Origin of the sequence: Shewanella sp. SP2S2-4 (assembly GCF_031932025.1) — a bacterium.
GTDB classification, from domain to species: domain Bacteria; phylum Pseudomonadota; class Gammaproteobacteria; order Enterobacterales; family Shewanellaceae; genus Shewanella; species Shewanella baltica.
This window is the reverse complement of sequence record NZ_JAUOER010000016.1, coordinates 69,145-90,483: the sequence shown is the minus strand read 5'-3', so window position 1 is coordinate 90,483 and position 21,339 is coordinate 69,145. Positions and strand designations below refer to the sequence as shown.

Annotated in this window: 19 protein-coding genes; 9 read left to right on the top strand and 10 right to left on the bottom strand. The window is 47.1% G+C overall.

All coding sequences use genetic code 11. The annotated features are described in order from the left end of the window. Positions 1 to 35 precede the first annotated feature (35 nt). The gene (locus tag Q4Q54_RS13955) at positions 36 to 881 is read left to right on the top strand and encodes a 23S rRNA (adenine(2030)-N(6))-methyltransferase RlmJ (protein ID WP_283627249.1); all 846 of its coding nucleotides are present in this window, start codon (positions 36 to 38) and stop codon (positions 879 to 881) included. A gap of 68 nt (positions 882 to 949) precedes the next feature. On the opposite strand, the gene Q4Q54_RS13950 is transcribed toward Q4Q54_RS13955, so the two are convergent. The 3 genes from Q4Q54_RS13950 to Q4Q54_RS13940 are packed head-to-tail and all read right to left on the bottom strand — an operon-like array spanning position 950 to position 3,358. Next, the gene (locus Q4Q54_RS13950; RefSeq protein ID WP_311988742.1) at positions 950 to 1,705 is read right to left on the bottom strand and encodes a lytic transglycosylase domain-containing protein; all 756 of its coding nucleotides are present in this window, start codon (positions 1,703 to 1,705) and stop codon (positions 950 to 952) included. Then, positions 1,705 to 2,742 carry a DUF3137 domain-containing protein gene (locus Q4Q54_RS13945; RefSeq protein WP_311988741.1) on the bottom strand — a complete coding sequence of 346 codons (1,038 nt, stop codon included), beginning with the start codon at positions 2,740 to 2,742 and terminating at the stop codon, positions 1,705 to 1,707. Before Q4Q54_RS13945 ends, Q4Q54_RS13950 begins: the two co-directional genes overlap by 1 nt. A 49-nt stretch (positions 2,743 to 2,791) precedes the next feature. Further along, positions 2,792 to 3,358, bottom strand: a complete 567-nt coding sequence (locus tag Q4Q54_RS13940; RefSeq protein ID WP_006084661.1) for a LemA family protein — start codon at positions 3,356 to 3,358, stop codon at positions 2,792 to 2,794. A gap of 569 nt (positions 3,359 to 3,927) precedes the next feature. Between Q4Q54_RS13940 and Q4Q54_RS13935 the strand changes: the two genes are divergently transcribed. After that, positions 3,928 to 5,550 carry an AbgT family transporter gene (locus tag Q4Q54_RS13935; RefSeq protein ID WP_006084662.1) on the top strand — a complete coding sequence of 541 codons (1,623 nt, stop codon included), beginning with the start codon at positions 3,928 to 3,930 and terminating at the stop codon, positions 5,548 to 5,550. A 74-nt stretch (positions 5,551 to 5,624) separates the two neighbouring features. Here the strand turns inward: Q4Q54_RS13935 and Q4Q54_RS13930 are convergent, their stop codons facing one another. From Q4Q54_RS13930 to Q4Q54_RS13915, 4 genes are all read right to left on the bottom strand, one after another. Further along, positions 5,625 to 5,948 (bottom strand): hypothetical protein, encoded by a 324-nt coding sequence (locus Q4Q54_RS13930; RefSeq protein ID WP_063882129.1) that lies wholly within the window; start codon positions 5,946 to 5,948, stop codon positions 5,625 to 5,627. Positions 5,949 to 5,985: 37 nt separating this feature from the next. Continuing rightward, positions 5,986 to 6,249 carry a hypothetical protein gene (locus Q4Q54_RS13925; protein ID WP_063882126.1) on the bottom strand — a complete coding sequence of 88 codons (264 nt, stop codon included), beginning with the start codon at positions 6,247 to 6,249 and terminating at the stop codon, positions 5,986 to 5,988. A 133-nt stretch (positions 6,250 to 6,382) separates the two neighbouring features. Continuing rightward, positions 6,383 to 9,517, bottom strand: a complete 3,135-nt coding sequence (locus Q4Q54_RS13920; RefSeq protein ID WP_220591494.1) for an efflux RND transporter permease subunit — start codon at positions 9,515 to 9,517, stop codon at positions 6,383 to 6,385. 9 nt (positions 9,518 to 9,526) lie between these two features. Continuing rightward, positions 9,527 to 10,672: an efflux RND transporter periplasmic adaptor subunit gene (locus tag Q4Q54_RS13915; protein ID WP_220591495.1), complete on the bottom strand. Its 1,146-nt coding sequence runs from the start codon at positions 10,670 to 10,672 to the stop codon at positions 9,527 to 9,529. 905 nt (positions 10,673 to 11,577) lie between these two features. Between Q4Q54_RS13915 and Q4Q54_RS13910 the strand changes: the two genes are divergently transcribed. After that, positions 11,578 to 12,324 carry a TorF family putative porin gene (locus Q4Q54_RS13910; RefSeq protein ID WP_311988740.1) on the top strand — a complete coding sequence of 249 codons (747 nt, stop codon included), beginning with the start codon at positions 11,578 to 11,580 and terminating at the stop codon, positions 12,322 to 12,324. Between the two features lie 133 nt (positions 12,325 to 12,457). On the opposite strand, the gene Q4Q54_RS13905 is transcribed toward Q4Q54_RS13910, so the two are convergent. Continuing rightward, positions 12,458 to 13,147: a DNA-3-methyladenine glycosylase I gene (locus Q4Q54_RS13905; RefSeq protein ID WP_012588905.1), complete on the bottom strand. Its 690-nt coding sequence runs from the start codon at positions 13,145 to 13,147 to the stop codon at positions 12,458 to 12,460. Positions 13,148 to 13,354: 207 nt separating this feature from the next. Here Q4Q54_RS13905 and Q4Q54_RS13900 point away from each other — a divergent pair, with 207 nt between their 5' ends. Then, on the top strand, positions 13,355 to 14,002 hold the full coding sequence (locus tag Q4Q54_RS13900; protein WP_311988739.1) for a glutathione S-transferase family protein: 648 nt from the start codon (positions 13,355 to 13,357) through the stop codon (positions 14,000 to 14,002). Positions 14,003 to 14,027: 25 nt separating this feature from the next. Here Q4Q54_RS13900 and Q4Q54_RS13895 read toward each other — a convergent pair whose 3' ends face one another. Together Q4Q54_RS13895 and prlC are read right to left on the bottom strand one after the other, a co-directional pair. Then, positions 14,028 to 14,558, bottom strand: coding sequence for a thioesterase family protein (locus tag Q4Q54_RS13895; RefSeq protein WP_006079446.1), 531 nt, complete (start codon positions 14,556 to 14,558; stop codon positions 14,028 to 14,030). A 188-nt stretch (positions 14,559 to 14,746) separates the two neighbouring features. Then, on the bottom strand, positions 14,747 to 16,786 hold the full coding sequence (gene prlC, locus Q4Q54_RS13890) for an oligopeptidase A (RefSeq protein WP_311988738.1): 2,040 nt from the start codon (positions 16,784 to 16,786) through the stop codon (positions 14,747 to 14,749). A gap of 268 nt (positions 16,787 to 17,054) precedes the next feature. Between prlC and Q4Q54_RS13885 the strand changes: the two genes are divergently transcribed. The 5 genes from Q4Q54_RS13885 (at position 17,055) to Q4Q54_RS13865 (ending at position 21,338) form a co-directional block, all read left to right on the top strand. After that, positions 17,055 to 17,846 carry a hypothetical protein gene (locus tag Q4Q54_RS13885; protein ID WP_311988737.1) on the top strand — a complete coding sequence of 264 codons (792 nt, stop codon included), beginning with the start codon at positions 17,055 to 17,057 and terminating at the stop codon, positions 17,844 to 17,846. 152 nt (positions 17,847 to 17,998) lie between these two features. Next, a complete protein-coding gene (locus Q4Q54_RS13880; RefSeq protein WP_311988736.1) occupies positions 17,999 to 18,562 on the top strand; it encodes a hypothetical protein in 564 nt (187 codons plus the stop codon). A 168-nt stretch (positions 18,563 to 18,730) separates the two neighbouring features. Continuing rightward, a complete protein-coding gene (gene gorA / locus Q4Q54_RS13875) occupies positions 18,731 to 20,086 on the top strand; it encodes a glutathione-disulfide reductase (RefSeq protein ID WP_311988735.1) in 1,356 nt (451 codons plus the stop codon). 181 nt (positions 20,087 to 20,267) lie between these two features. Beyond that, a complete protein-coding gene (locus Q4Q54_RS13870) occupies positions 20,268 to 20,468 on the top strand; it encodes a DUF1656 domain-containing protein (RefSeq protein ID WP_006079439.1) in 201 nt (66 codons plus the stop codon). Positions 20,469 to 20,474: 6 nt separating this feature from the next. After that, positions 20,475 to 21,338: an HlyD family secretion protein gene (locus Q4Q54_RS13865; RefSeq protein WP_311988734.1), complete on the top strand. Its 864-nt coding sequence runs from the start codon at positions 20,475 to 20,477 to the stop codon at positions 21,336 to 21,338. Position 21,339 lies beyond the last annotated feature (1 nt).

The window sequence follows — 21,339 nt, the reverse complement described above, 5'->3', positions numbered from 1 at the left end:
CTCTTTGCTTTGTTTGCAAATTACTAGGATCCCCCATGTTAAGTTACCGCCATGGTTATCACGCTGGCAATTATGCCGATGTGTTGAAACACTCCATCTTGCTTCAAACCTTGCAGCTGATGCACAAGAAAGACAAACCACTCGTGTATATCGATACCCATGCGGGCGCGGGTGGTTATGCTTTAAGCGATGAATTTGCACAAAAAACCGGTGAATACCTCGAAGGTGTAGCTAAGCTTTGGGATAAAACTGATCTGCCGCAATCGCTGCAGGACTATGTCGCCGCCGTGCGTCATTTTAATGAAGAAAATCCTGACGAACTCAACTTCTACCCAGGTTCGCCCGCCATTATAGATATGGAATTAGGGCCTAAAGATCGCATGGTGCTGCACGAGCTGCACAGCACTGATTATGTGTTGCTGGACGATTATTTTTGCGAAGACAGACAAGTAAAAGTGATCAAAGGTGATGGCTTAAAAGGCCTTATCGCCGCAGTGCCACCCTTAGAGCGCCGCGCTCTGGTGCTTGTCGATCCTAGCTACGAGATGAAAACCGATTACCAAGATGTAGCCGAAACCCTGATCAAAGCGCATAAACGTTTTGCTACGGGCGTGTTTATGCTTTGGTATCCCGTGGTGAATCGCGCTCAGACTGAAGGCATGTTATCGCGTCTCGCCAGCAGTGGTATTAAACGTCAGCTAAGAATCGAGCAGGCGATTAAACCCGATTCGGATGAGTTTGGCATGACAGCGGCAGGATTATGGATCATCAATCCGCCATGGCAGTTAGATGAAATCGCAACCGAATTAATGGATTACTTAGGTAAGACGCTCGGACAAGCGGACGGTAACATCACAGTAAAATGGGAAGTCGGCGAATAGCCTTCCACTCAAATGGCGGCGATGACCTCAGGTTTTCGCCGCTTGATTTTAGTTCACAAAGTCTACAGCTAAACGCCCTTCTGCTCGCGATAACGCTTCAATAGAATTTTCACCCGTTCAACATAGGCTTGGGTTTCAGGATAGGGCGGAATACCATTGTACTGCACCACAGTTGTCGGCCCCGCATTATAGGCCGCACAGGCTAAGGCTACATCCCCGTTAAACTGTTTTAGCATCTGCGCCAGATACTTACTGCCACCTAAGATATTTTCTTCGGGTAAAAACGCATTTGCTACCCCCATTTCTTTGGCCGTTTCTGGCATTAATTGCATCAATCCCATAGCGCCAGTACGCGACAATGCACGCGCATTAAAGGCTGATTCTGCGTGGATCACCGCGCGGATTAAGGCGGGGTCAAGTTGATGTTTATGGGCCGCGCGACTGATCAGGGCATCATAATTGGCGGTAAATAATCGGATGCCATTCCAATCTATGGTTGAATCGGGGCGGCAGGCAAAACAGTCATACAACAAAATTTGATACGGGTTATTGGCTGGGGCTTTGTCGGTAAATACAGTGACGCCATTGGCTTGTTGGTATTGATAAATCTTGAGTTTTTCTAAGCCTTCACGGCTGACTATGCCGCTCTCTGAATATCTGGCAACGATACGCGGCTTAGGCTTTACGCTTGCCTCCTCCGCTTTTACACTCATCATCAGACTCGATATCAGCCATAAACACAGACCCAACACGACAAGGCGGCGAGGCGATAAAAAGGCCGCAGCCATTTGTGTACGAGTCGGTGCTGAGCGAGTGAACAACATCAAAGTCCCGTGTGCTGATTTAGTTTAAGTACTTCAATGATAGCAAAGAGTTGCTTCATCTCTCGGTTTATCTGACTAAATTCTGCTGAAAAGGTCGCGCCATTAAAAATAGACTGCATTTGAAAACGCGTTCTGCGATTTGGTAGGAACATAATCAACTTATTACGAAAGAAAGCGCATTGAATATTTCCGCCAAAATGCTTGGCAAGTTCCTGTAAGCGCTCCATAAATGCCGTATTGAGCAAATAGCGAGACTCCACTTGATCCGTTGAAAACACGTCGAACTCTTTTTCAAATTGTGGATCTTCAAGTTTGACTCGTACTAGTCCAGCATGGCTGTCGGACAGGAAATTCGCTAAACCACCGCGATCCCTCAGCACCACAGTGTGGCCGATAAACGCTTTATGGCTACTCAGCTCAACCACTAAGCCACTAAACTGGGTTTCGGTGCGGGTAACGGTTCTGCGCCTATTGGTGCTGGCATCCAGTTCTTCGACTTGCACATTCTTGGTCAAGGTGAGTTCATTTACAGTTAGCTCAACGCCTTTATAGCGGCCTTGAATATAGTCGCCGAAACTGACTTTATCGTATTGCGGCAACACTTTAGCCGCAACAAGTCGATTCATATCGAGGCGCATTTCACGGCTATAAACAAAATCATCACCGAAATATTTAAACATCAGTGGATAAATATCCCGCTGAACCAAATGTTTAAAATCTCGAGTCGGTGCAAAGCTCCACCAGCTCAACCCAACTAAGGCAAGCAAGGGTAAAGGTGGGAAATAAGCAACGCCGCTGTAATAGCCAATCACAGTGAGTAAGGTCAGCCCAAGTACTATCATCAAACTCAAATATAAACGTTTGCGCGCCGCCTTAAGGCAGGCCACGCGCTTAGTTTCATATTTACGACTAATGGGGGCTAGGTGTTCTTCGTAATACGCTTCGAGTTGAGGAAGTTCATCCAAATCCGCAGACAAACCAACATGACCCCGATAAGTTTGAAGCGAGCTACCTAAAATGAAGGTTAAAATATTCATATTGATATCATAGTATTGCAGGGTGATAGCTCACCCTGCACAGCTAGGCTTACAAGTATTCGGCCGCATCTATGGGCGCTTTTGCCGCTTCGCTCCCTTCATAAAAAGGCATAACTTTAATACTCGCCATTGAAGCGATAATCGAGCCAGGGAAGATTTCAACAGCAGTATTAAGCTCTGACACTGCCGAATTATAGAAACGTCTCGCTGCGGAGATATGCGCTTCGACTTCGTTATAGGTCTGCATCGCCTGCAGCATAGTGTTGTCGGACTTTAGCTCAGGATAGTTCTCCACATTCACCATCAAGGCGCCCATTTTGTCGTTCAACTGCTCAGCCTGAACTAAATGCTCTTTAACGGCACTCGGATCAGCCTTGTTATAATTACGGCTAAGCTGAGTACGTAATTCGGTGATTTCAGTGAGCAACGACTTTTCATGATCCATAAATCGTTTAGCGATTTTTAGAATATTAGGCACAAGATCGGCACGCTTAGTAAGTTGTACATCGATACCCGACAGGGCCTCGAGTGCGGTATTGCGCTTTTTGACTAAGCTGACGTACCAAAGATAGGTCACGATAAAAATCAGCGTTAATCCCAATAACAATTTTTCCATCTTCCATCCTTAGGTTTCTTATTCTTGTTAACAGGATACAGCTAATCATAAATGAGTGGAAATTTCACCTATGGCACAGATTAAGTCGATGAAATTATTCGCTGGTCAGAGCTGGCGACAGTAGAAGCAGTTATCTAGAGCTTCGACCACCAGCAAAATCCCACTTTAGGCCATAATCTTTGTTCATGTGAATTAAAAAGCGCAATTAAAATATAAATTTAACGATATTCAGCTCCGATACAGCAAACAAGGTCTATAGTGTATTGGCACAACATTAGAGCATCCAATTTTGCTCGTGAATACTGGACTCCTCGAGAGTCCATTTTTTTACCCCCATTTTGCCCTCATCACTTCTACACAGCCAATCGCAACATTTAAGTTTCAATTAAAACTTAACAATCATACTTTCCGGCTAACTTTTTAACTTTCACCTTAGCTTTCCCCCAGAATACTTGCTGCCAGAGTCATCCCCTCAGCCACCTTATTCGCAGTCGGCCGTCGGCTATGCCTCGCGTTTGTTCTAGGGTCAAAGATAGTGCGCTGCGCAAAGGTCGACTAAAGGAAGAACGATGAGTTTTAATTCCGGCAATATTCCCCCAAAAAAGGCTTCTGAGCCAGATCCACAACATGGCGATATCAGCGCCAGTGGTTGGTTTGTACGTTTTCTCAATATTGTTGAACGCTTAGGTAATCTTCTCCCCCACCCAATCACCCTATTCGCGCTGTTCTGTGTCGCTGTAGTCGTCATTTCAGGTATCGCGGGTTACTTTGGCCTGACCGTTGTTGACCCAAGGCCCATTGGTTCCCACGGCCGCAGTGCAGATGGTTTAATCCATGTGGTAAGCCTAATGAACGCCGAAGGCTTGCGGATGATAGTGTCGCATCTGGTGACTAACTTTACTGGCTTTACGCCGCTCGGCACTGTGCTCGTCGCACTACTCGGCGTCGGGATTGCAGAACGTTCCGGCTTATTATCCGCCGCCATGCGCGCCTTAGTCATGGGTGCCTCAAAGCGATTGGTTACTGTGACCATAGTCTTTGCCGGCATCATGTCCAACACGGCCGCCGAGCTTGGCTATGTAGTATTGATCCCTATGGCAGCGATGATTTTCCACTCCCTAGGTCGTCATCCGCTGGCCGGTTTAGCGGCCGCCTTTGCGGGGGTTTCAGGAGGCTATAGCGCAAACTTGTTACTGGGTACTGTCGATCCCTTATTATCAGGCATTACCGAAGCTGCGGCGCGCATGATAGATCCTGAGTACAACGTCGGCCCAGAAGTTAACTGGTACTTCATGTTTGTCTCCACCTTTGTGATCACTTTCCTTGGCGCCTTTGTCACCGAGAAAATCGTCGAGCCTAAGTTAGGCAAATACCAAGGTGATGATGCGGATGAAACCGTACTGCAATCGATGGAGAGCGTTAGTGCGATTGAAAAGCGTGGCTTAAAATGGGCGGGGTTATCTATGTTAGTGCTCGCCGTTATTCTAGCGCTTTCAGTCGTACCAGAAGGCGCGCCGCTGCGTCATCCAGAAACTGGCCTTATCTCAGGTTCACCGTTCCTCAAGGGCATAGTCGCCTTCATCTTTATCTGTTTTGCCATACCGGGCTTTATTTACGGCAAAATAGTGGGCAGCATCAAAAATGATAAAGATGTCATCAATGCCATGTCCCACAGCATGAGCACTATGGGCATGTATATCGTCCTCGTCTTCTTCGCCGCGCAGTTTGTCGCCTTCTTTAACTGGAGTAATTTAGGTGCTGTATTAGCAGTGTTAGGTGCCGATGGGCTGCAATCCATAGGCCTGACTGGCCCTATCGTGTTCCTGTTCTTTATTATGCTTTGCGGCTTTATCAACTTGATGCTCGGCAGCGCCTCGGCACAGTGGGCCATTACCGCCCCGATTTTCGTGCCTATGCTGATGCTGGTCGGTTATGCGCCCGAAACAATTCAAGCGGCATACCGTATTGGGGACTCAGTGACGAACTTAGTCACGCCTATGATGAGCTACTTTGGTTTGATATTAGCGGTCGCCTGTCGTTACCAGAAAAACCTCGGTATAGGCACGCTGATCGCCACTATGCTGCCGTACACCCTGGTGTTTTTCGTGGGTTGGACAGCGTTCTTCTTCCTGTGGGTATTTGGTTTTGGTCTGCCAGTCGGGCCAGGCGCAGCGACTTACTACACGCCTTAACCTCAATAAAAAGGGCGTCGATGATGAAGTCGACGCCCTTGCTTTATCGGGTTGATCTACTAAAACCCGTAGATTTAGTCGTATAGCCATTCCATTAACAGACTGCAGATCATCAAAAAAAGACCGAGATTAAACACATAGGTTTGCAGTGTGGATTTTTCTGGCGTGTCTTTGGCTTGCGACACGATTTGGCTTACTGGCATAAAAAAGAATTGCGGTGCTAATCCCATTCCCACAAATAACACGCCAGCGCCAACACAACGGGTTAACTCGGGCACTGCAAGCGACTCTAAATAAAACGCATAAACGCCATAGGCCAAAAACGCCAGCGCGATACTATGGCATATCATCCCAACGATAAGTTGCTTAGCGGCAAGATTACCCCACGAAAACACCATGTCATCCCTATACTCAGCTTAACCAGAACTATTGATGCTATTGAGCGCGCAGTTTATCTCGCTTACGATGAATCTGCACCCACGCAAACCAACCAAATAAAATGCCGCTAATGGGATAAATATAGAGTGCCCTTTGCAGTTCCGCCCAGAATGGATCGCCCAAGATAAAATAATGGATTAAGGCGACCACGAGGGACGTCAGCATACCCCAGTAAAGTACGCCAAAGACCAAAATAAAGTACCACTTACCCTTAGCAAGTAGCGCATCTAATTTTTGCAATTCCAATGCTGCATCATCCATGTTTCGTCCTCTTAGCGGCCTAAGCGCAATATGCCAGAACTCGCGCACAGTGCCTATCCATCTTTATAACTAACAGCATTAAAATAACAAAAAGCCCCGCAATTGCAGGGCTTTAGTTTAGAAACGACTGAGCTTATTCAGCTGAGCTTGGCTTCTCTTCTTTAGCTTTCTTCTCACGCTTACTGAAGATGCGCTCCACTATCACGAAGAATAATGGTACGAAGAAAATACCTAGGAAGGTCGAGCTCATCATACCGCCAAGTACCGCAGTACCAATGGCGTTTTGGCTACCAGAACCCACACCCGAGCTAATGGCTAACGGAACAACACCTAAACCAAAGGCAAGAGACGTCATCAGAATAGGACGCAAACGTACACGTACCGCATGCAGGGTCGCCTCGACTAAGCCAGAACCTTTCTCGTAGAACTCTTTCGCGAATTCCACAATCAAGATGGCATTCTTAGTTGCCAAACCTACTGTGGTTAACAGTCCTACTTGGAAGAATACGTCGTTTGGCAAGCCGCGACCGTTCATTGCAATCAAGGCACCGATGATCCCGAGTGGCACCACAAGCACAACGGCAAACGGCACCGACCAGCTCTCATAGAGTGCAGCCAGTACGAGGAACACTACTAAGATCGACAAGGCATACAGCGCAGGCGCTTGGTTACCCGATAGACGCTCTTCGTACGATAAGCCGTTCCACTCAACACCAAAACCAGGAGGAAGCTGCTTAGCAAGGTCTTCCATGATTTCCATCGCCGCGCCGGTACTGAACCCAGGAGCCGTAGCACCCTGAATGTTCATCGATGGTAAGCCGTTAAAACGCTCTAGACGTGGGGAACCGTATTCCCATGTACCCGTAGCAAAGGCTGAGAATGGCACCATGTCGCCCTTGTTATTACGCACATACCAAGTGTCTAAATCTCCTGGTTGCATACGATACTGGGCATCACCTTGCACATACACTTTCTTCACGCGGCCGCGGTCAATAAAGTCGTTCACATAAGAACCACCCCAAGCCGTGGCAAGCACACTGTTCACATTAGTGATTTCAATGCCTAACGCGCTTAACTTAGCGTGATCTACATGTAATTGATAAATCGGCGCATCTTCTTGACCGTTAGGACGCACGCCCACCAGATTTGGATTCTGTGCCGCCATGCCCAGCAGTTGGTTACGTGCCGCCACTAACTTCTCGTGACCTTGGCCGTTCTTATCCTGCAAGTACATGTCGAAACCGTTCGCCGTACCCAACTCGATAACCGCAGGCGGTACGAAGGCGAAGACTAAAGCATCTTTCATCTGGCCGAACACACCCATGGCGCGACCCGCAATAGACTTAACGTCCATGCCAGGCGCTTCACGCTCAGACCAATCCTTCAAGCCAACGAAGGCGATACCCATGTTTTGCCCTTGACCAGCAAAACTGAAGCCCGCCACGCTAAATACCGATCTCACGCCTTCTTCAGCCATAAAGTGATCAGACACTTTCTCCAATACTTTTAGGGTGCTTTCTTGGGTTGAGTTAGTCGGCAAAATCGCTTGGGTAAACAAAATACCTTGGTCTTCGTCTGGCAAGAAGGCGGTAGGCATACGGATGAAGATCCAACCCACTGCAATCACCAGCACAACATAAATCGTCATCACTCTGAAGCTGCGTTTGATGATACCGGCTACGCTCGATTCATAACGATTAGTCAGCTTATCGAAAGTACGGTTAAACCAACCGAAGAAGCCTGTTTCTATGTGACCATGGCCCTTCTTGACTGGCTTTAACATAGTCGCACACAGTGCTGGCGTTAAAATCAACGCCACCAGAACAGACAGCGCCATCGCAGAGACGATAGTGATAGAGAACTGACGGTAAATCACACCCGTTGAACCTGACATAAATGCCATAGGTACAAACACAGCAGATAGGGTCAGACCAATACCGACTAAGGCACCGGTAATTTGATCCATCGACTTACGCGTCGCTTCGAGTGGACTTAAGCCCTCTTCGGACATCACCCGCTCGACGTTTTCCACCACCACAATCGCATCGTCCACCAGCAAACCGATGGCGAGCACCATAGCGAACATGGTTAGGGTGTTAATCGAGAAACCCGCCATCGATAGAATCGCAAAGGTACCCAGCAATACCACAGGCACTGCAATAGTCGGGATCAAGGTTGCACGGAAGTTTTGCAGGAAGAGGTACATGATAACGAACACAAGTACGATAGCTTCAAGCAAGGTATGCACCACACCTTCGATAGATTGCTCAACGAAAGGCGTTGTATCGTATGGATAAACGACTTCTAATCCCTGCGGGAAGAAGGGCTTCATCTCATCGATTTTTTCACGGACTGCTGATGCTGTATCCAGCGCGTTAGCACCCGTTGCCAGTTTAATCGCTAACCCTGTTGCAGGTTGACCATTATACAGTGAAACCACGGCATAACTTTCAGAACCTAACTCAACTCGCGCCACATCACCGAGGAAGACATTTGCACCTGAAATATCCGATTTAAGGATAATCTTGCGGAATTCTTCAGCCGTTTGTAAACGACTTTGCGCCGATACGGTCGCGTTCAGCTCTTGGCCAGCCACAGATGGCGCGCCACCTAACTGTCCAGCGGAGACTTGAGCGTTTTGAGAACGAATCGCCGCAATAACATCTAAGCTAGTTAAGTTATATTGAGTCAACTTCAACGGATCTAGCCATATACGCATCGCATATTGGGCACCGAACAGCTGAATTTCACCTACACCCGGAACACGGCTCATAGGATCTTGGATGTTCGCACCAACATAGTCGGCGATATCGCCCTTATCTAACGAACCATCAGTCGATACGAAGCCTAATACCATTAAGAAGCCAGAACTCGACTTGTTAACGTTAACCCCTTGCGCCTGCACTTCTTGCGGTAACAGGGTCATAGCGCCCTGCAACTTGTTCTGTACTTGAACCTGTGCAATATCCGGATCGGCTTCAGCGTTAAAGGTTAAAGTGATCTCAGCATTACCAAAACTGTCACTGGCTGAGGCGATATAACGGAGATGATCGATACCCGTCATACGTTGCTCAATCACCTGAGTCACAGAATCTTCAACGATCTTAGCGGAAGCGCCAGGATAGTTAGCACTGATCACTACGGTCGGTGGTGCAATGTTAGGATATTGAGACACTGGCAGCGAGCGGATCGAGAGGATCCCCGCCAGCATAATAATCAAGGCGATCACCCACGCAAAGATGGGGCGATCAATAAAAAAACGTGCCATAGCTATGCCCTATTGTGCTTGCGTTTCAGAAATAACTTTGGTGGTTACTGGAGCGCCGGGACGAACTTTCTGTAATCCTTCCACAATCAACTTATCGCCCACAGCTAAACCAGAAGTGACTCGCCATTGGTTGTTAATCACTTCAGCGGTCGTCACAGTTTTCGCTTCGACTAAACCTTGGTCATTCACCACCATAGCCACAGCTTCACCTTTAGAGTTACGCGTAATCGCTTTTTGCGGAACTAAGATAGCCTGTGGATCCGTGCCCGCATTTAACATAGCGCGAACATACATACCCGGTAACAAGATACCTTCAGGGTTCGGGAACTCAGCGCGCAGAATGACTGAACCAGTGTTTGGGTCCACACTCACTTCAGCGAACTGCAACTTACCCGGATGACTGTATTGACTGCCATCTTCGAGCAACAATTGCACGTCTGCATTTTCTGACGCTTGTAGCTTACCTTGCTTCAACTTAGCCTTAAGACGCAACAACTGCGCACTCGATTGCGCGATATCCACATTGATAGGATCAAGTTGTTGAATCGTCGCCAATGTTTGGCTTTGGTTGGCAGTCACTAACGCACCCGCAGTCACACTCGATTTACCGATACGACCAGAGATAGGCGCTAATACTTCAGTGTATTGCAGGTTGATTTTAGCTGTATTAATCGCAGCTTCTGCCACTGTGACGTTCGCTAATGCTTCCTTGTAAGCCGCTTCAGCTTCATCAAATTCTTGCTTACTGATGGCGTTGGTTTTCACCAGTTGCTGATAACGTGCCGCCTTAGCTTTTGCTGAGGCTAAACCCGCATTGGCTCTGGCTAAATCGGCATTGGCACTGACTAACGCAGCTTTGTAAGTTGAAGAGTCAATCTGATACAAGGATTCACCCTGTTTCACATTGCCGCCTTCAACAAAACTACGCTTAGTGATAATACCGTTAACCTGTGGACGAACTTCAGCCTCGAGGAAAGCTTTACTGCGTCCAGGTAATTCCACCTGAATCACTTGTGGCTGGGCAACAACATTAAGGATTCCCACTTCCATACTACGTGGGCCAGCGCCCGCCTGAGCTTTCTCTTCTTGAGGGCTGCAAGCTGCCATCCATAACGCCACGCTTATAACTGAGGCAAGTTTAATTGTCTGCCGCATGAGAACTCCTTCAAATATTAACTGCCCACATACCAGTACACTTATTGCGCTGACACGAGCCGTAATTGTAACTAAAATCAAATCCGTTATTTATCTCATAGCCTATATGAATCAACAAGGAAGATAACGAAACTAAATTGTAAACTAATGAAAATTTTCACTCATTCGGCATTACTATATTCATCGAATTGTTATTCGATTTAAGAATCCCGTTAACTTTGAGCAACATTGTTAGAGGGATATGCCGTAAAACACCCAATAAGCCTACTCCATATTGAATATGTTGCAAATCTGTTCATATTCTACACTTAGCGCAGGCCAAGGCACACAGCTCAACGGCGTTAGCTTAACCGCCACTTGTTGCAATAATTTGTACATAGAGACGAAAACACAGCGCTGCTGTTTTTACTCAGGCCACTCTCAGCATCTAGCCGTTAAAAACGACCCTATTAAAACTGATAATACCGAAAGAGAGTAAGCAAAGAATTGGCTTCAGACTGCCAGCGCGTTAAAAACATCATTTAGCGGATTAATGTGCAATTTGTTACCTCAAACCACTTAATATGGTCGAAATGCGGTGCCAATGGTTTAAGTCAAACCCACAACAATAAAATTAACCGTCTCAAATCATACTGAGCGGGTTATTTTAGTGATTCCCCATAGGCGGAGCAAACCCGAAATCCAGTTTAATACCCCATTAAATGAAACTCAGACTCCCACAATTAACACTTCTTTAATGACGAATATTGCTTACAAAGCTAAAAATTCCTCGCTTAAAAACGCATTTGTTCATATTCATTCACATATTTTCGTGATTGGTTCATTCCAAGCATCACGGCTATTCACAAGTTATTTTTACGATAATGGTGCGCTAACAACTCCCAATAATTTGAAATAATTTTGAGATGATGATTATGAAGACTCGCACTACATTTTTGCTTAGCGGGGCGTTACTTTCCCTTGCTATGACTGTCCAAGCGGCCGATGACAACCAGCTCTTAGGCGGTACGATTAATGCCAATGTTAACTTTGCCTCCGATTATGTATTCCGCGGTGAATCTGAAACCTTAGATGGTGATATCCCCGTAGTGCAAGGCACCTTAAGTTGGAATCATAATGAAGGTTGGTATGCAGGGGTATTTAGCTCCAACATCAAGTTTGCCGATCCTAATTTAGAGATAGTTACCGCGCCTTTTATCGGCAAAGCTGGTGAATTTGGCGACTCAGGATTTACCTATGATGTAATGCTATTTTCATACCTCTACCCAGGTGCATCCTATTCAAATTACACAGAACTCTGGCTCAAAGTCGGCAAACAGTTTGGCCGTGCCAACCTGCAATTAGAAGTCACGCCCACAGTCGATGACTGGTTTGGTGTCGATGGCTGGCACGGCGTGAACTACGCCTTGCACCCAAGCTACAACTTCGATAATGGCGTGAAAATCTCAGGCTCAGTCGGTTATCAAGACTTGAGCGGTGAAGGTGCCGAAGGTTGGGGACACTGGAACTTAGGTCTTAGCAAAGTATTCTACGGGTTGAATTTTGATGTCCGTTACCACGGCAGCACAGTCGATACCGACCACAAAGTCTATGGCACTCAGACTGAAATCTTCGATGACAGATTTGTCGTGGGCATCAGCAAAAGTTTTTAAGTGTAGTTCGTCGCGTTATCCGCTCATCCGCTGCTTCCCTGCGGCACTCCAGTGGCTTGATTAATAGAGCCTTGACCAGCCCACGCGGCTGGTCTTTTTTATGTTGCGCTTAAAAGTGCTAGATCTAAACGTCCTAAATTCGATTATCCCCCACGCTGCAAGCCAAAATACGGCTGATATCGGCCAAACAACGCCCTGATTCCTGTTGCCACTGATTAAATACAGCTTGTACTTGTTTAAGCGCCGTCTGCGACGTAAAACCCGCATCGACTAACTTGTGTGCTTTAAAATAACCTTGCACATCATCGGTTAACAAAAAGGTATCTTTGCCAATGCCGCGCAGAAAATAAGGACCTGTGTTGCCGCCCAGTCGGGTACCGCGCTTCTTCAACAGTGCCCACAAACCGATAATATCCTGCGTCGGCCAAGCGGCGATCAGCTGTGCCAAGCTGCCATGTTCGCGAGCAACATCGTGGATCATTAAAGCATTATCATAAATGGCTTGAGTCTTTTTTAGATGGCGGATCAGTGTCGCATCACTCGCCCGCGCTTGAATTTGCTCTGGAGATAACATCAACACTTTATGCGGTTCAAATCCAAAGAATGACTTCTCATATTCTGGCCATTTATTAACAACCACCCGCCACACAAAACCACTTTGAAACACCTGACGGCTCATCGCTGACAATAATTCAGCATCACGATACTGGCGAATTTCATCATCGGACAGGCAACCAGACAACAAGGCTTCGAGTCCCGTAGCCCCGCCTTTGCGCTCACTGGCTCTGGCATAAATAGATGAAAAACGCTCTAACTGGCTCATATTATTACCTTTAAAATGATTAAATCCCGACACTTTTGATATGTCGTTAATAATACCGATTTTTATCCTTGATGGATCATTTGGCTTTGCCGCTAAAAATTGTGTTTATCCCTGCATTTTTTAGAAAAACTCTTACAGCAAGCACCTTAATTACGACTAAAGTTAAGGCGTAAAGTCAGTAAAATTCAGGGTTTGGAGTTAGTGCCTATGGAGCTTTTTTATCACCCCTTATCTCGCTATTCACAAAAGGTGCTGATCGCACTTTATGAAAAGCAGGCCAATTTCTACCCCAGAATCATAGATCTGCGCGACCCTTTTTCACGCAAGGAATTTCACCAAACCTATCCGCAGGCGAGAGTTCCCCTGCTAAAAACCCACGATGAGCTGCTTGTTCCCGAATCCAGCATTATTATTGAATACTTAGATAGGCATTTTAATAACAGTACCCAGCTGCTGCCCCAAGAACCGCAACGCAACTTACAGGTGCGTTTGTTCGATCGCATCATAGACAATGATATTAATAACCCATTATTTCAATTAGAAAAGTTGAAGCATACCGAGGACAGTAACGAGTTCGAAATCAAACAATTAGAGAAACAACTACTGATACAATTTCAACGCTTAGACACGCAACTCACGCAACACCATTGGGTTTGTGGCGACAGTTTTACCTTAGCCGACTGCGCCCTAATCCCTTGTTTAAGTTATAGCTTTCAACACTTAAATCTGTTGGACTTGGATGAAGTCGTGCGCTATTGGCAACAGGCACAATTGCGCGGCGCTTGGATGTTAGTACAAGAAGAGGTGTTGCTGGCTGAAATGGAGGAAACGGCGGGAATAAGAGGCATACCTTAGCGGGGTAAGTCATGCCTCAACAAGATCACATATTGCGTTCTTTCTTCAACTGCAAAAATGCTTTCCACTTCACGACTTCTGGCGGTAATTCAGGTGCGGCATCGGTATAACCCGCCTCTTTCACTAACACATCGAGCGGCACTTGCTTACCTTTGCACACAAATACACCGCGCACATGGACGATACAATGTAGGCCACGTTCGCTCACAAAGCGTTGTTCAATATAGAAATACTTCTCATCCCAGCCAACAACTTTGGTTTCAATCTCAAAGGTTTTTAGCGGCTTGATATCGCGAATATAGGTAAATTCGGCAGCATTAACTATCGGCATCCACTTCAACTTTAAGAAACGTTTCAGTAGACCCATCTCGGCTAACATATAAGTCCGCGCCAGATCCATAAACGCAGGATAGCGAGAATTAGTCAGATGGAAATTGATGTCGCAATCGCTCGGTAAAGCACGATAAGTGATACGGCTTGTGCCTAGAAAATCAATTTTACGGCAGTGGCGCGTGCGCCAAAATAATAACCAAAACAAACGAAAATACAGATTCATAACCAGTCGCCCTTAAAATAAGAGCCACAGGCTAACAGAGGTCATACCACAGGGCAAGCGTGAATCAGATCACAAAAAAGACGCCCTAAGGCGTCTTTTTATCGTTCAACTAAGCTCATTGGTCTGAGATAACCAGCCAGTTAAAATTGGCAAGTTTATCTTTTATCGCAATAGCTTACGCATTAAATCTATGCCGCAATGCCCGAATGTCTTAACAGGGCATCGATATTCGGCTCACGTCCCATAAACTGTTTAAACAAGTCCATAGGTTCGGCTGAGCCACCCATTTCGAGGATATTGTGCAGGAAACGACGACCCGTTTCAGGGTTGAAAATCCCTTCCTCTTCGAAGCGGGAAAACGCATCCGCCGACAGCACTTCTGCCCATTTATAGCTGTAATAACCCGCAGCATAACCGCCCGCAAAAATGTGGGCAAAACCATGTTGGAAACGGTTAAAGTCTGGCGGCGTTAATACGGCTACCTGACGGCGCACTTCGTCTAAGGTTTCTTGAATGCGCGCGCCTTTAGCTGGGTCGTATTCGTGGTGCATTCTAAAATCGAATAGCGAGAACTCGAGTTGGCGCAACATCATCATGCCAGACTGGAAGTTTTTCGCCGCAAGCATCTTATCTAACAAGGCTTTAGGTAAAGGTTCACCCGTTTCGAAGTGACCTGAAATTTCGGCTAAGGCTTCTTCCTGCCAGCACCAGTTCTCCATAAATTGACTTGGTAACTCGACCGCATCCCAGGGCACTCCATTGATACCCGACACGCCTGCAACATCGATTTTGGTCAGCATATGGTGAATACCATGGCCAAATTCGTGGAACAGGGTCGTCACTTCATCGTGGGTAAATAACGCAGGTTTACCATCGACCGGACCATTAAAGTTACAGGTCAAATAGGCCACTGGCTTTTGCAATCCATCGGCGGTTTGACGGCGCACACGGCAGTCATCCATCCAAGCACCGCCACGTTTACCTGTACGGGCATATAAGTCGAGGTAAAAACTGCCTCTGTGTTCGTCAGTTTCGTCGAAAATATCGAAGAAACGCACGTCTTTATGCCAACGATCAAGGTCTTTTTGCTCAACGATTTTAAGGCCGAACAAACGCGAGACTGTGTAGAACAAACCCGAGAGCACTTTATCTTCAGGGAAGTAAGGACGCAGGATTTCCTGTGAAATCTCATACTTGTGCTGCTGCAACTTCTCGGCATAGAAACTTAAGTCCCAAGATGCCATTTCGCTCACGCCGTATTCCGTCTCGGCAAACGCTCTCAGCTCGGCCAATTCAGCTTTAGCCTGATCCTTTGAGCGCAGCGCTAGCTCATTTAAAAATGCCATCACCTGCGCCGGCGTTTCAGCCATTTTCGTCGCTAGGGATTTGTCGGCAAAACTGTCAAAACCGAGTAACAATGCCAGTTCGTGGCGCAGTGCTAGGATTTCGTCCATCAGCGGGCTGTTATCAAACTCGCCAGCATTGGGGCCTTGATCTGAAGCGCGCGTAACGAAGGCGCGGTAACACTCTTCCCGAAGACTGCGGTTTTCGCTGTAAGTCATGACAGGTAAATAAGAAGGGAAATCTAAGGTAAACAACCAACCGTCTAACTCACGCGCATCGGCCATCGCCTTAGCGGCGGCTTTGGCAGACTCTGGCAGGCCAGCAAGTTCCGCTTCATCCGTGATTAACTTAGTCCAAGCTTGAGTCGCATCCAGTAATTGATTCGAAAAGCCACTGGTGAGTTCAGAAAGACGTTTAACCATTTCGCCATAACGCACTTTTTGCGCGTCATCTAAGCCAATACCCGATAGTTCAAAATCGCGCAGGCTGTGTTCAATCACCTTCTGCTGGGCTTGGCTTAACTGTGTAAATTCATTCGATGCATGCAAGGCTTTATAGGCTTGATACAAACCTTGGTGTTGACCAACATAAGTGCCGTATTCCGACAATAGCGGCAAACAAGCATCATGAGCAGCGCGCCATTCATCGGTGCTGGTCACTGAATTCATGTGAGAAACGGGCGACCAAATTTGGCTTAGCTCATCGTCAACCTGTTCTAGTGGCGCGACCAAGTTGTCCCAAGTGTAAGGACCTTGATTCTGCAGCACTTCATCAATCTTAGTGCGGCACTGAGCAATGGCATGCTCAACAGCGACTTGAATATGTTCCGGTTTAATCTGTGAAAAAAGCGGTAATTTTGCGCCGCTAAGCAAAGGGTTGCTCATATTGACTCCTCAACAATCTGTATCACTTATAGATAAGGGCTAACGGGCTATTTATCAAGGCAAGAAAACCGATTGCCCCCTTCGAACACCTTGCTAACGCTATTTCTGCTTAAAAAAAGTGAACTCGTTCGCATTTAGCATTTACGCTTAATGTACCTAAGCATTATTGTCGGCTTGATCGCAAATCGAATCAATTCGCATTAACACTTATCTATGGGAAAGGTATTCTCGCCCTAACAAACGCATTTCTACCTAAATCAGCAAAAATATGGCAACACACTCAGTAAAACTGATGGCGAGCATCCTCTGCACTTTAGGCATCAACGGCCTTAGCTACAACGCATTCGCCAATGAGAGCCTAGAAAGCATCGAGAGCATTTCAAGCGCCGGATTGCCCAGCCAGAATAGCCAAGCCTTAGCTGTAACACTGGATTTAGGTTGGGACAGTCAATACGTCTCACAGGGTCGCAATAATCTGCAAGATGGCGGCATCTATTGGCTGAATACCGCAGTCCAGCAAGACAATATCACCGTCTACGCTTTAGTTGGCCGCGGCGATAGCCAAGCCTACACTGAGTGGAATATCGGCCTTGAATATGGGTTCGATGTGGCCGAAAACCTAGAGGCTAATGTGGGATATCAACGTATTGAAGGCTACAGCAATAGCCGTTGCCACGATAACGAGCTATTTGCCGAACTCGCTTACACAGCTGAACCTTGGCTAGTACCATCGGCAAGTTATGTCTATTCCACCGAGGCTGCGGGTTACTTTGTTGAGGTGAGTTTACACAGCTATTGGCATGTCACAGATCAGCTCAGCCTCACGCCATACATCACTCAAGGGTTTGATTTTAAATACCGCACAGAAGAACACGATGGCCGCAATAACTTGCAATTTGGCCTCGAAGCCAGTTATCAGCTGTCATCCTACATGAGTATCGATGGTCACATCAGCCACAGTATTGCCCAAGGAGATATTGAGCAAGAAGCGATGGCGAATGGCGATATGAGCTCGCAAGATGAGACCTATGCCGGCATCCACTTTGCGATGACGTTTTAACTCCATTCTTAGCGCCGTGTTTTTAGCGCGGTATTACAACCTTCCTCTGTCAATTTATCCCGCTCCATTTGGCAAAATAGCGCTCACTAACTACACTCAAAAAGTCGACGGAACGACTCACCATTCATATCGATTTTGCCGAGGTACAGGGAATGTTAGCCCAGCACTTTTATCTCATCCGCACCGCCGTTATTGCCTTACTGCTACTTTTTCTCCCAGTTATACACTCGGCTGACGCACGGCAATTACTTGAACTTGAGCCTGAATCTGAACCGAGTCTAGAGTCCTTATCACAATCGACACAAACCGCGCCTTTGCCCCTAGGCACCTTGCTCGACAGTGAGGGCAAACCGATTAATCTGCCTAACCAAGAGCAAAGCAGCCTCGAGTATTCGGCTCCCACTCTCACGCCAACCGAGCCATCAAAAGCCACTAAATCAACTAAAGACACGCAATCGACCAAAGCCACTAAGAGTAAAAAACTCAGCCGCAAGCAACAACTTGCCAGCCGTGAACACGTAGCCAATGATCCCAACTGTCGCTGGCTCGATAAACGTATGGATCAGTTAGAAGCGCAACTCGGCGGCAAGCAAGATAATGCCGCTACGCATCAAGCCGACGAACTCAGCGCCCGCCAAAAGGAATGGCAATGTTTGAAATGTGGTGCAGAAGGCCCTGCTCAAAACGATCACTCCAAGTGCCAATATCGCCGCTAGATAACCGCACGATGCTCAATTAGGCTCAGTGTAAAGCTCGGGATCATTTTCAGTCAAAGTACGGTCTTATGCGTTAGTCATGCAATGGGCTGGTCTGTTATCGCAAACACCCCTACAATGACCTTCTGCTGTAAAGCATCTCATCCTTGAAGTAAGACGGAGAAACTCATGGCTCAACATTTTGACTATATCTGCCTAGGCGCAGGCAGCGGCGGTATCGCCTCAGCAAACCGAGCAGCAATGCGTGGCGCTAAGGTTCTACTCATCGAAGCCAAACACGTAGGTGGCACCTGTGTAAACGTAGGCTGTGTGCCGAAAAAAGTCATGTGGTATGGCGCCCATGTTGCCGAAGCGATGAACCTTTACGCCAAAGATTATGGTTTCGACGTCACTGTTAATAAATTCGATTGGAATACCTTGGTCGAGAACCGCGAAGCCTACATTGGCCGCATTCATGATGCCTACGGCCGTGGTTTTGCCAACAACAAAGTGACCCTGTTAAATGGCTACGGCCGTTTTGTCGATGGCAACACTATTGAAGTGGACGGCGAACATTACACTGCCGATAACATCCTCATCGCCACTGGCGGCGCGCCGACTATTCCGAACATTCCTGGTGCCGAATACGGTATCGATTCCGATGGTTTCTTCGCTCTGCGTGAGCAACCAAAGCGCGTTGCCGTTGTAGGTGCAGGCTATATCGCCGTTGAAGTCGCTGGCGTGTTACACGCTCTGGGCAGTGAAACTCACTTATTAGTGCGTAAACATGCGCCGCTGCGTAACTTTGACCCCATCTTAGTCGATGCCCTCGTTGAAGCCATGGCGACCGAAGGCCCAACATTGCACACCCATAGCGTACCAAAAGCTGTGGTTAAAAATGCCGATGACAGCCTGACATTAAGCTTAGAGAACGGTGAAAGCATCACAGTCGATTGCCTAATTTGGGCAATTGGCCGTTCACCAGCGACGGGCAATATCGGCTTAGAAAACACCGAAGTGCAAGTAGATAGCAAAGGCTATGTCATCACTGACGAGCAGCAAAATACGACCCACAAAGGAATTTACTGTGTCGGCGACATTATGGCGGGCGGCGTAGAGCTCACCCCAGTTGCGGTTAAAGCGGGCCGTTTGTTATCCGAGCGTTTATTTAACGACATGACAGATGCCAAAATGGATTACAGCCTGATCCCAACCGTCGTGTTCAGCCATCCACCAATCGGCACTATGGGCTTGACCGAACCAGAAGCGCGCACTCACTACGGCGATGATAACGTCAAAGTGTATACCTCGACGTTTACCTCAATGTACACCGCCGTTACGGCCCATCGCCAAGCCTGTAAGATGAAGTTAGTCTGCGCTGGCAAGGACGAAAAAGTCGTCGGTATTCATGGTATTGGTTTTGGTATGGACGAAATCCTTCAAGGTTTCGGCGTCGCCATGAAAATGGGCGCAACTAAGGCCGATTTCGATGCGGTTGTTGCTATCCACCCAACGGGCGCGGAAGAATTCGTTACCATGAGGTAAAAGCGATTTTCGCTTTGATTTCATCATATTTAGGGCCAGCTAATGCTGGCCCTAATTGATCACAGATAGCATAAAATCATTAACTCGCACGCGACTTTCCTATAATCTCGACTGAGTACTTTGCATTTTAAACACACAGCGCGGTTATCGCTGCGCCACTGTAATCGGGATGAATAGCGTAATGCTTAAAGAACTCGCGTTCGATGGTTTGTTATTTAGTCCATTAATTATCTTTATCCCCTTAGCTTTTCTGCTTTCCTGCATCACTCGCTTGGTACTCTATCAAACTGGGCTCTATCACAAGCTGTGGCGCGAAGCTTGGTTCGAAGTTGGGCTGTTTATCTGCTATCTGGCGTTGGTCATTTACTTGCTTGGGAGTTGATTGTTCATGGGAAAAATCTTTCGAATCAGCCTCACCCTCATTGTGGTCGCGGTTGCAGGTATCGCGGGACATTGGATATGGTCACACTACCTTTATTCTCCTTGGACTCGCGACGGCCGAGTTCGCGCCGAAATCATTACCATAGCGCCAGATGTGTCCGGTTGGGTGAACCAATTGAATGTCAAAGACAATCAAACCGTAAATAAAGGTGATGTGTTGTTCACTGTGGACGATACCCGCTACAAGGCCACCATTGCCGAATTGAATGCCAAAGCGGAAAGTCAAAAATTGGCATGGGAACTGGCAAAACATAAGTACAAACGTCGTATCGGTTTGACCAATGACAACTTGGTCAGCAAAGAAACCTTCGACGAAGCCTTTATCAATACCGAACTGGCAAGAACCAGTTATGAACTCGCACAGGCGCAATTAAATACCGCCAAAATTGACTTAGCGCGAACGCAAATTCACGCTCCCGAAAACGGCACACTGATCAATTTAAGCCTGCGTAATGGCAACTATGTCAGCAAAGGCAACTCAGTATTTTCGCTGGTCAAACAAGATTCTCTCTATATCACAGGCTATTTTGAAGAAACCAAAATCCCCTTGGTTCACATAGGTCAAAACGCCGATGTCAGCCTGATGAGTGGCGGCCATGTCTTGCATGGCAAAGTGACCAGCATAGGTAAAGCAATCGCCAATACCAATGTCACTACTAATGAACAGTTATTGCCGCAAATCGGCCAAACCTTTAATTGGGTGAGGTTGTCGCAGCGTATTCCGGTCGATATTCAGCTAGATAGCATTCCTAAGGACATAGAGCTGAGCGTCGGCATGACAGTTTCCATCCAGCTACAGACTGAAAAATAGT

What these genes read in the sequence shown, in the direction of transcription:
- Q4Q54_RS13955 (WP_283627249.1), top strand. Translation starts at nt 36, where the DNA reads ATGTTAAGTTACCGCCATGGTTATCACGCTGGCAATTATGCCGATGTG.
- Q4Q54_RS13880 (WP_311988736.1), top strand. Translation starts at nt 17,999, where the DNA reads ATGTTAGCCCAGCACTTTTATCTCATCCGCACCGCCGTTATTGCCTTA.
- Q4Q54_RS13905 (WP_012588905.1), bottom strand. Translation starts at nt 13,147, where the DNA reads ATGAGCCAGTTAGAGCGTTTTTCATCTATTTATGCCAGAGCCAGTGAG.
- Q4Q54_RS13865 (WP_311988734.1), top strand. Translation starts at nt 20,475, where the DNA reads ATGGGAAAAATCTTTCGAATCAGCCTCACCCTCATTGTGGTCGCGGTT.
- Q4Q54_RS13920 (WP_220591494.1), bottom strand. Translation starts at nt 9,517, where the DNA reads ATGGCACGTTTTTTTATTGATCGCCCCATCTTTGCGTGGGTGATCGCC.
- Q4Q54_RS13940 (WP_006084661.1), bottom strand. Translation starts at nt 3,358, where the DNA reads ATGGAAAAATTGTTATTGGGATTAACGCTGATTTTTATCGTGACCTAT.
- Q4Q54_RS13885 (WP_311988737.1), top strand. Translation starts at nt 17,055, where the DNA reads ATGGCAACACACTCAGTAAAACTGATGGCGAGCATCCTCTGCACTTTA.
- Q4Q54_RS13930 (WP_063882129.1), bottom strand. Translation starts at nt 5,948, where the DNA reads ATGGTGTTTTCGTGGGGTAATCTTGCCGCTAAGCAACTTATCGTTGGG.
- Q4Q54_RS13895 (WP_006079446.1), bottom strand. Translation starts at nt 14,558, where the DNA reads ATGAATCTGTATTTTCGTTTGTTTTGGTTATTATTTTGGCGCACGCGC.
- gorA (WP_311988735.1), top strand. Translation starts at nt 18,731, where the DNA reads ATGGCTCAACATTTTGACTATATCTGCCTAGGCGCAGGCAGCGGCGGT.
- Q4Q54_RS13925 (WP_063882126.1), bottom strand. Translation starts at nt 6,249, where the DNA reads ATGGATGATGCAGCATTGGAATTGCAAAAATTAGATGCGCTACTTGCT.
- Q4Q54_RS13870 (WP_006079439.1), top strand. Translation starts at nt 20,268, where the DNA reads ATGCTTAAAGAACTCGCGTTCGATGGTTTGTTATTTAGTCCATTAATT.
- Q4Q54_RS13950 (WP_311988742.1), bottom strand. Translation starts at nt 1,705, where the DNA reads ATGTTGTTCACTCGCTCAGCACCGACTCGTACACAAATGGCTGCGGCC.
- Q4Q54_RS13915 (WP_220591495.1), bottom strand. Translation starts at nt 10,672, where the DNA reads ATGCGGCAGACAATTAAACTTGCCTCAGTTATAAGCGTGGCGTTATGG.
- Q4Q54_RS13910 (WP_311988740.1), top strand. Translation starts at nt 11,578, where the DNA reads ATGATGATTATGAAGACTCGCACTACATTTTTGCTTAGCGGGGCGTTA.
- Q4Q54_RS13900 (WP_311988739.1), top strand. Translation starts at nt 13,355, where the DNA reads ATGGAGCTTTTTTATCACCCCTTATCTCGCTATTCACAAAAGGTGCTG.
- Q4Q54_RS13935 (WP_006084662.1), top strand. Translation starts at nt 3,928, where the DNA reads ATGAGTTTTAATTCCGGCAATATTCCCCCAAAAAAGGCTTCTGAGCCA.
- prlC (WP_311988738.1), bottom strand. Translation starts at nt 16,786, where the DNA reads ATGAGCAACCCTTTGCTTAGCGGCGCAAAATTACCGCTTTTTTCACAG.
- Q4Q54_RS13945 (WP_311988741.1), bottom strand. Translation starts at nt 2,742, where the DNA reads ATGAATATTTTAACCTTCATTTTAGGTAGCTCGCTTCAAACTTATCGG.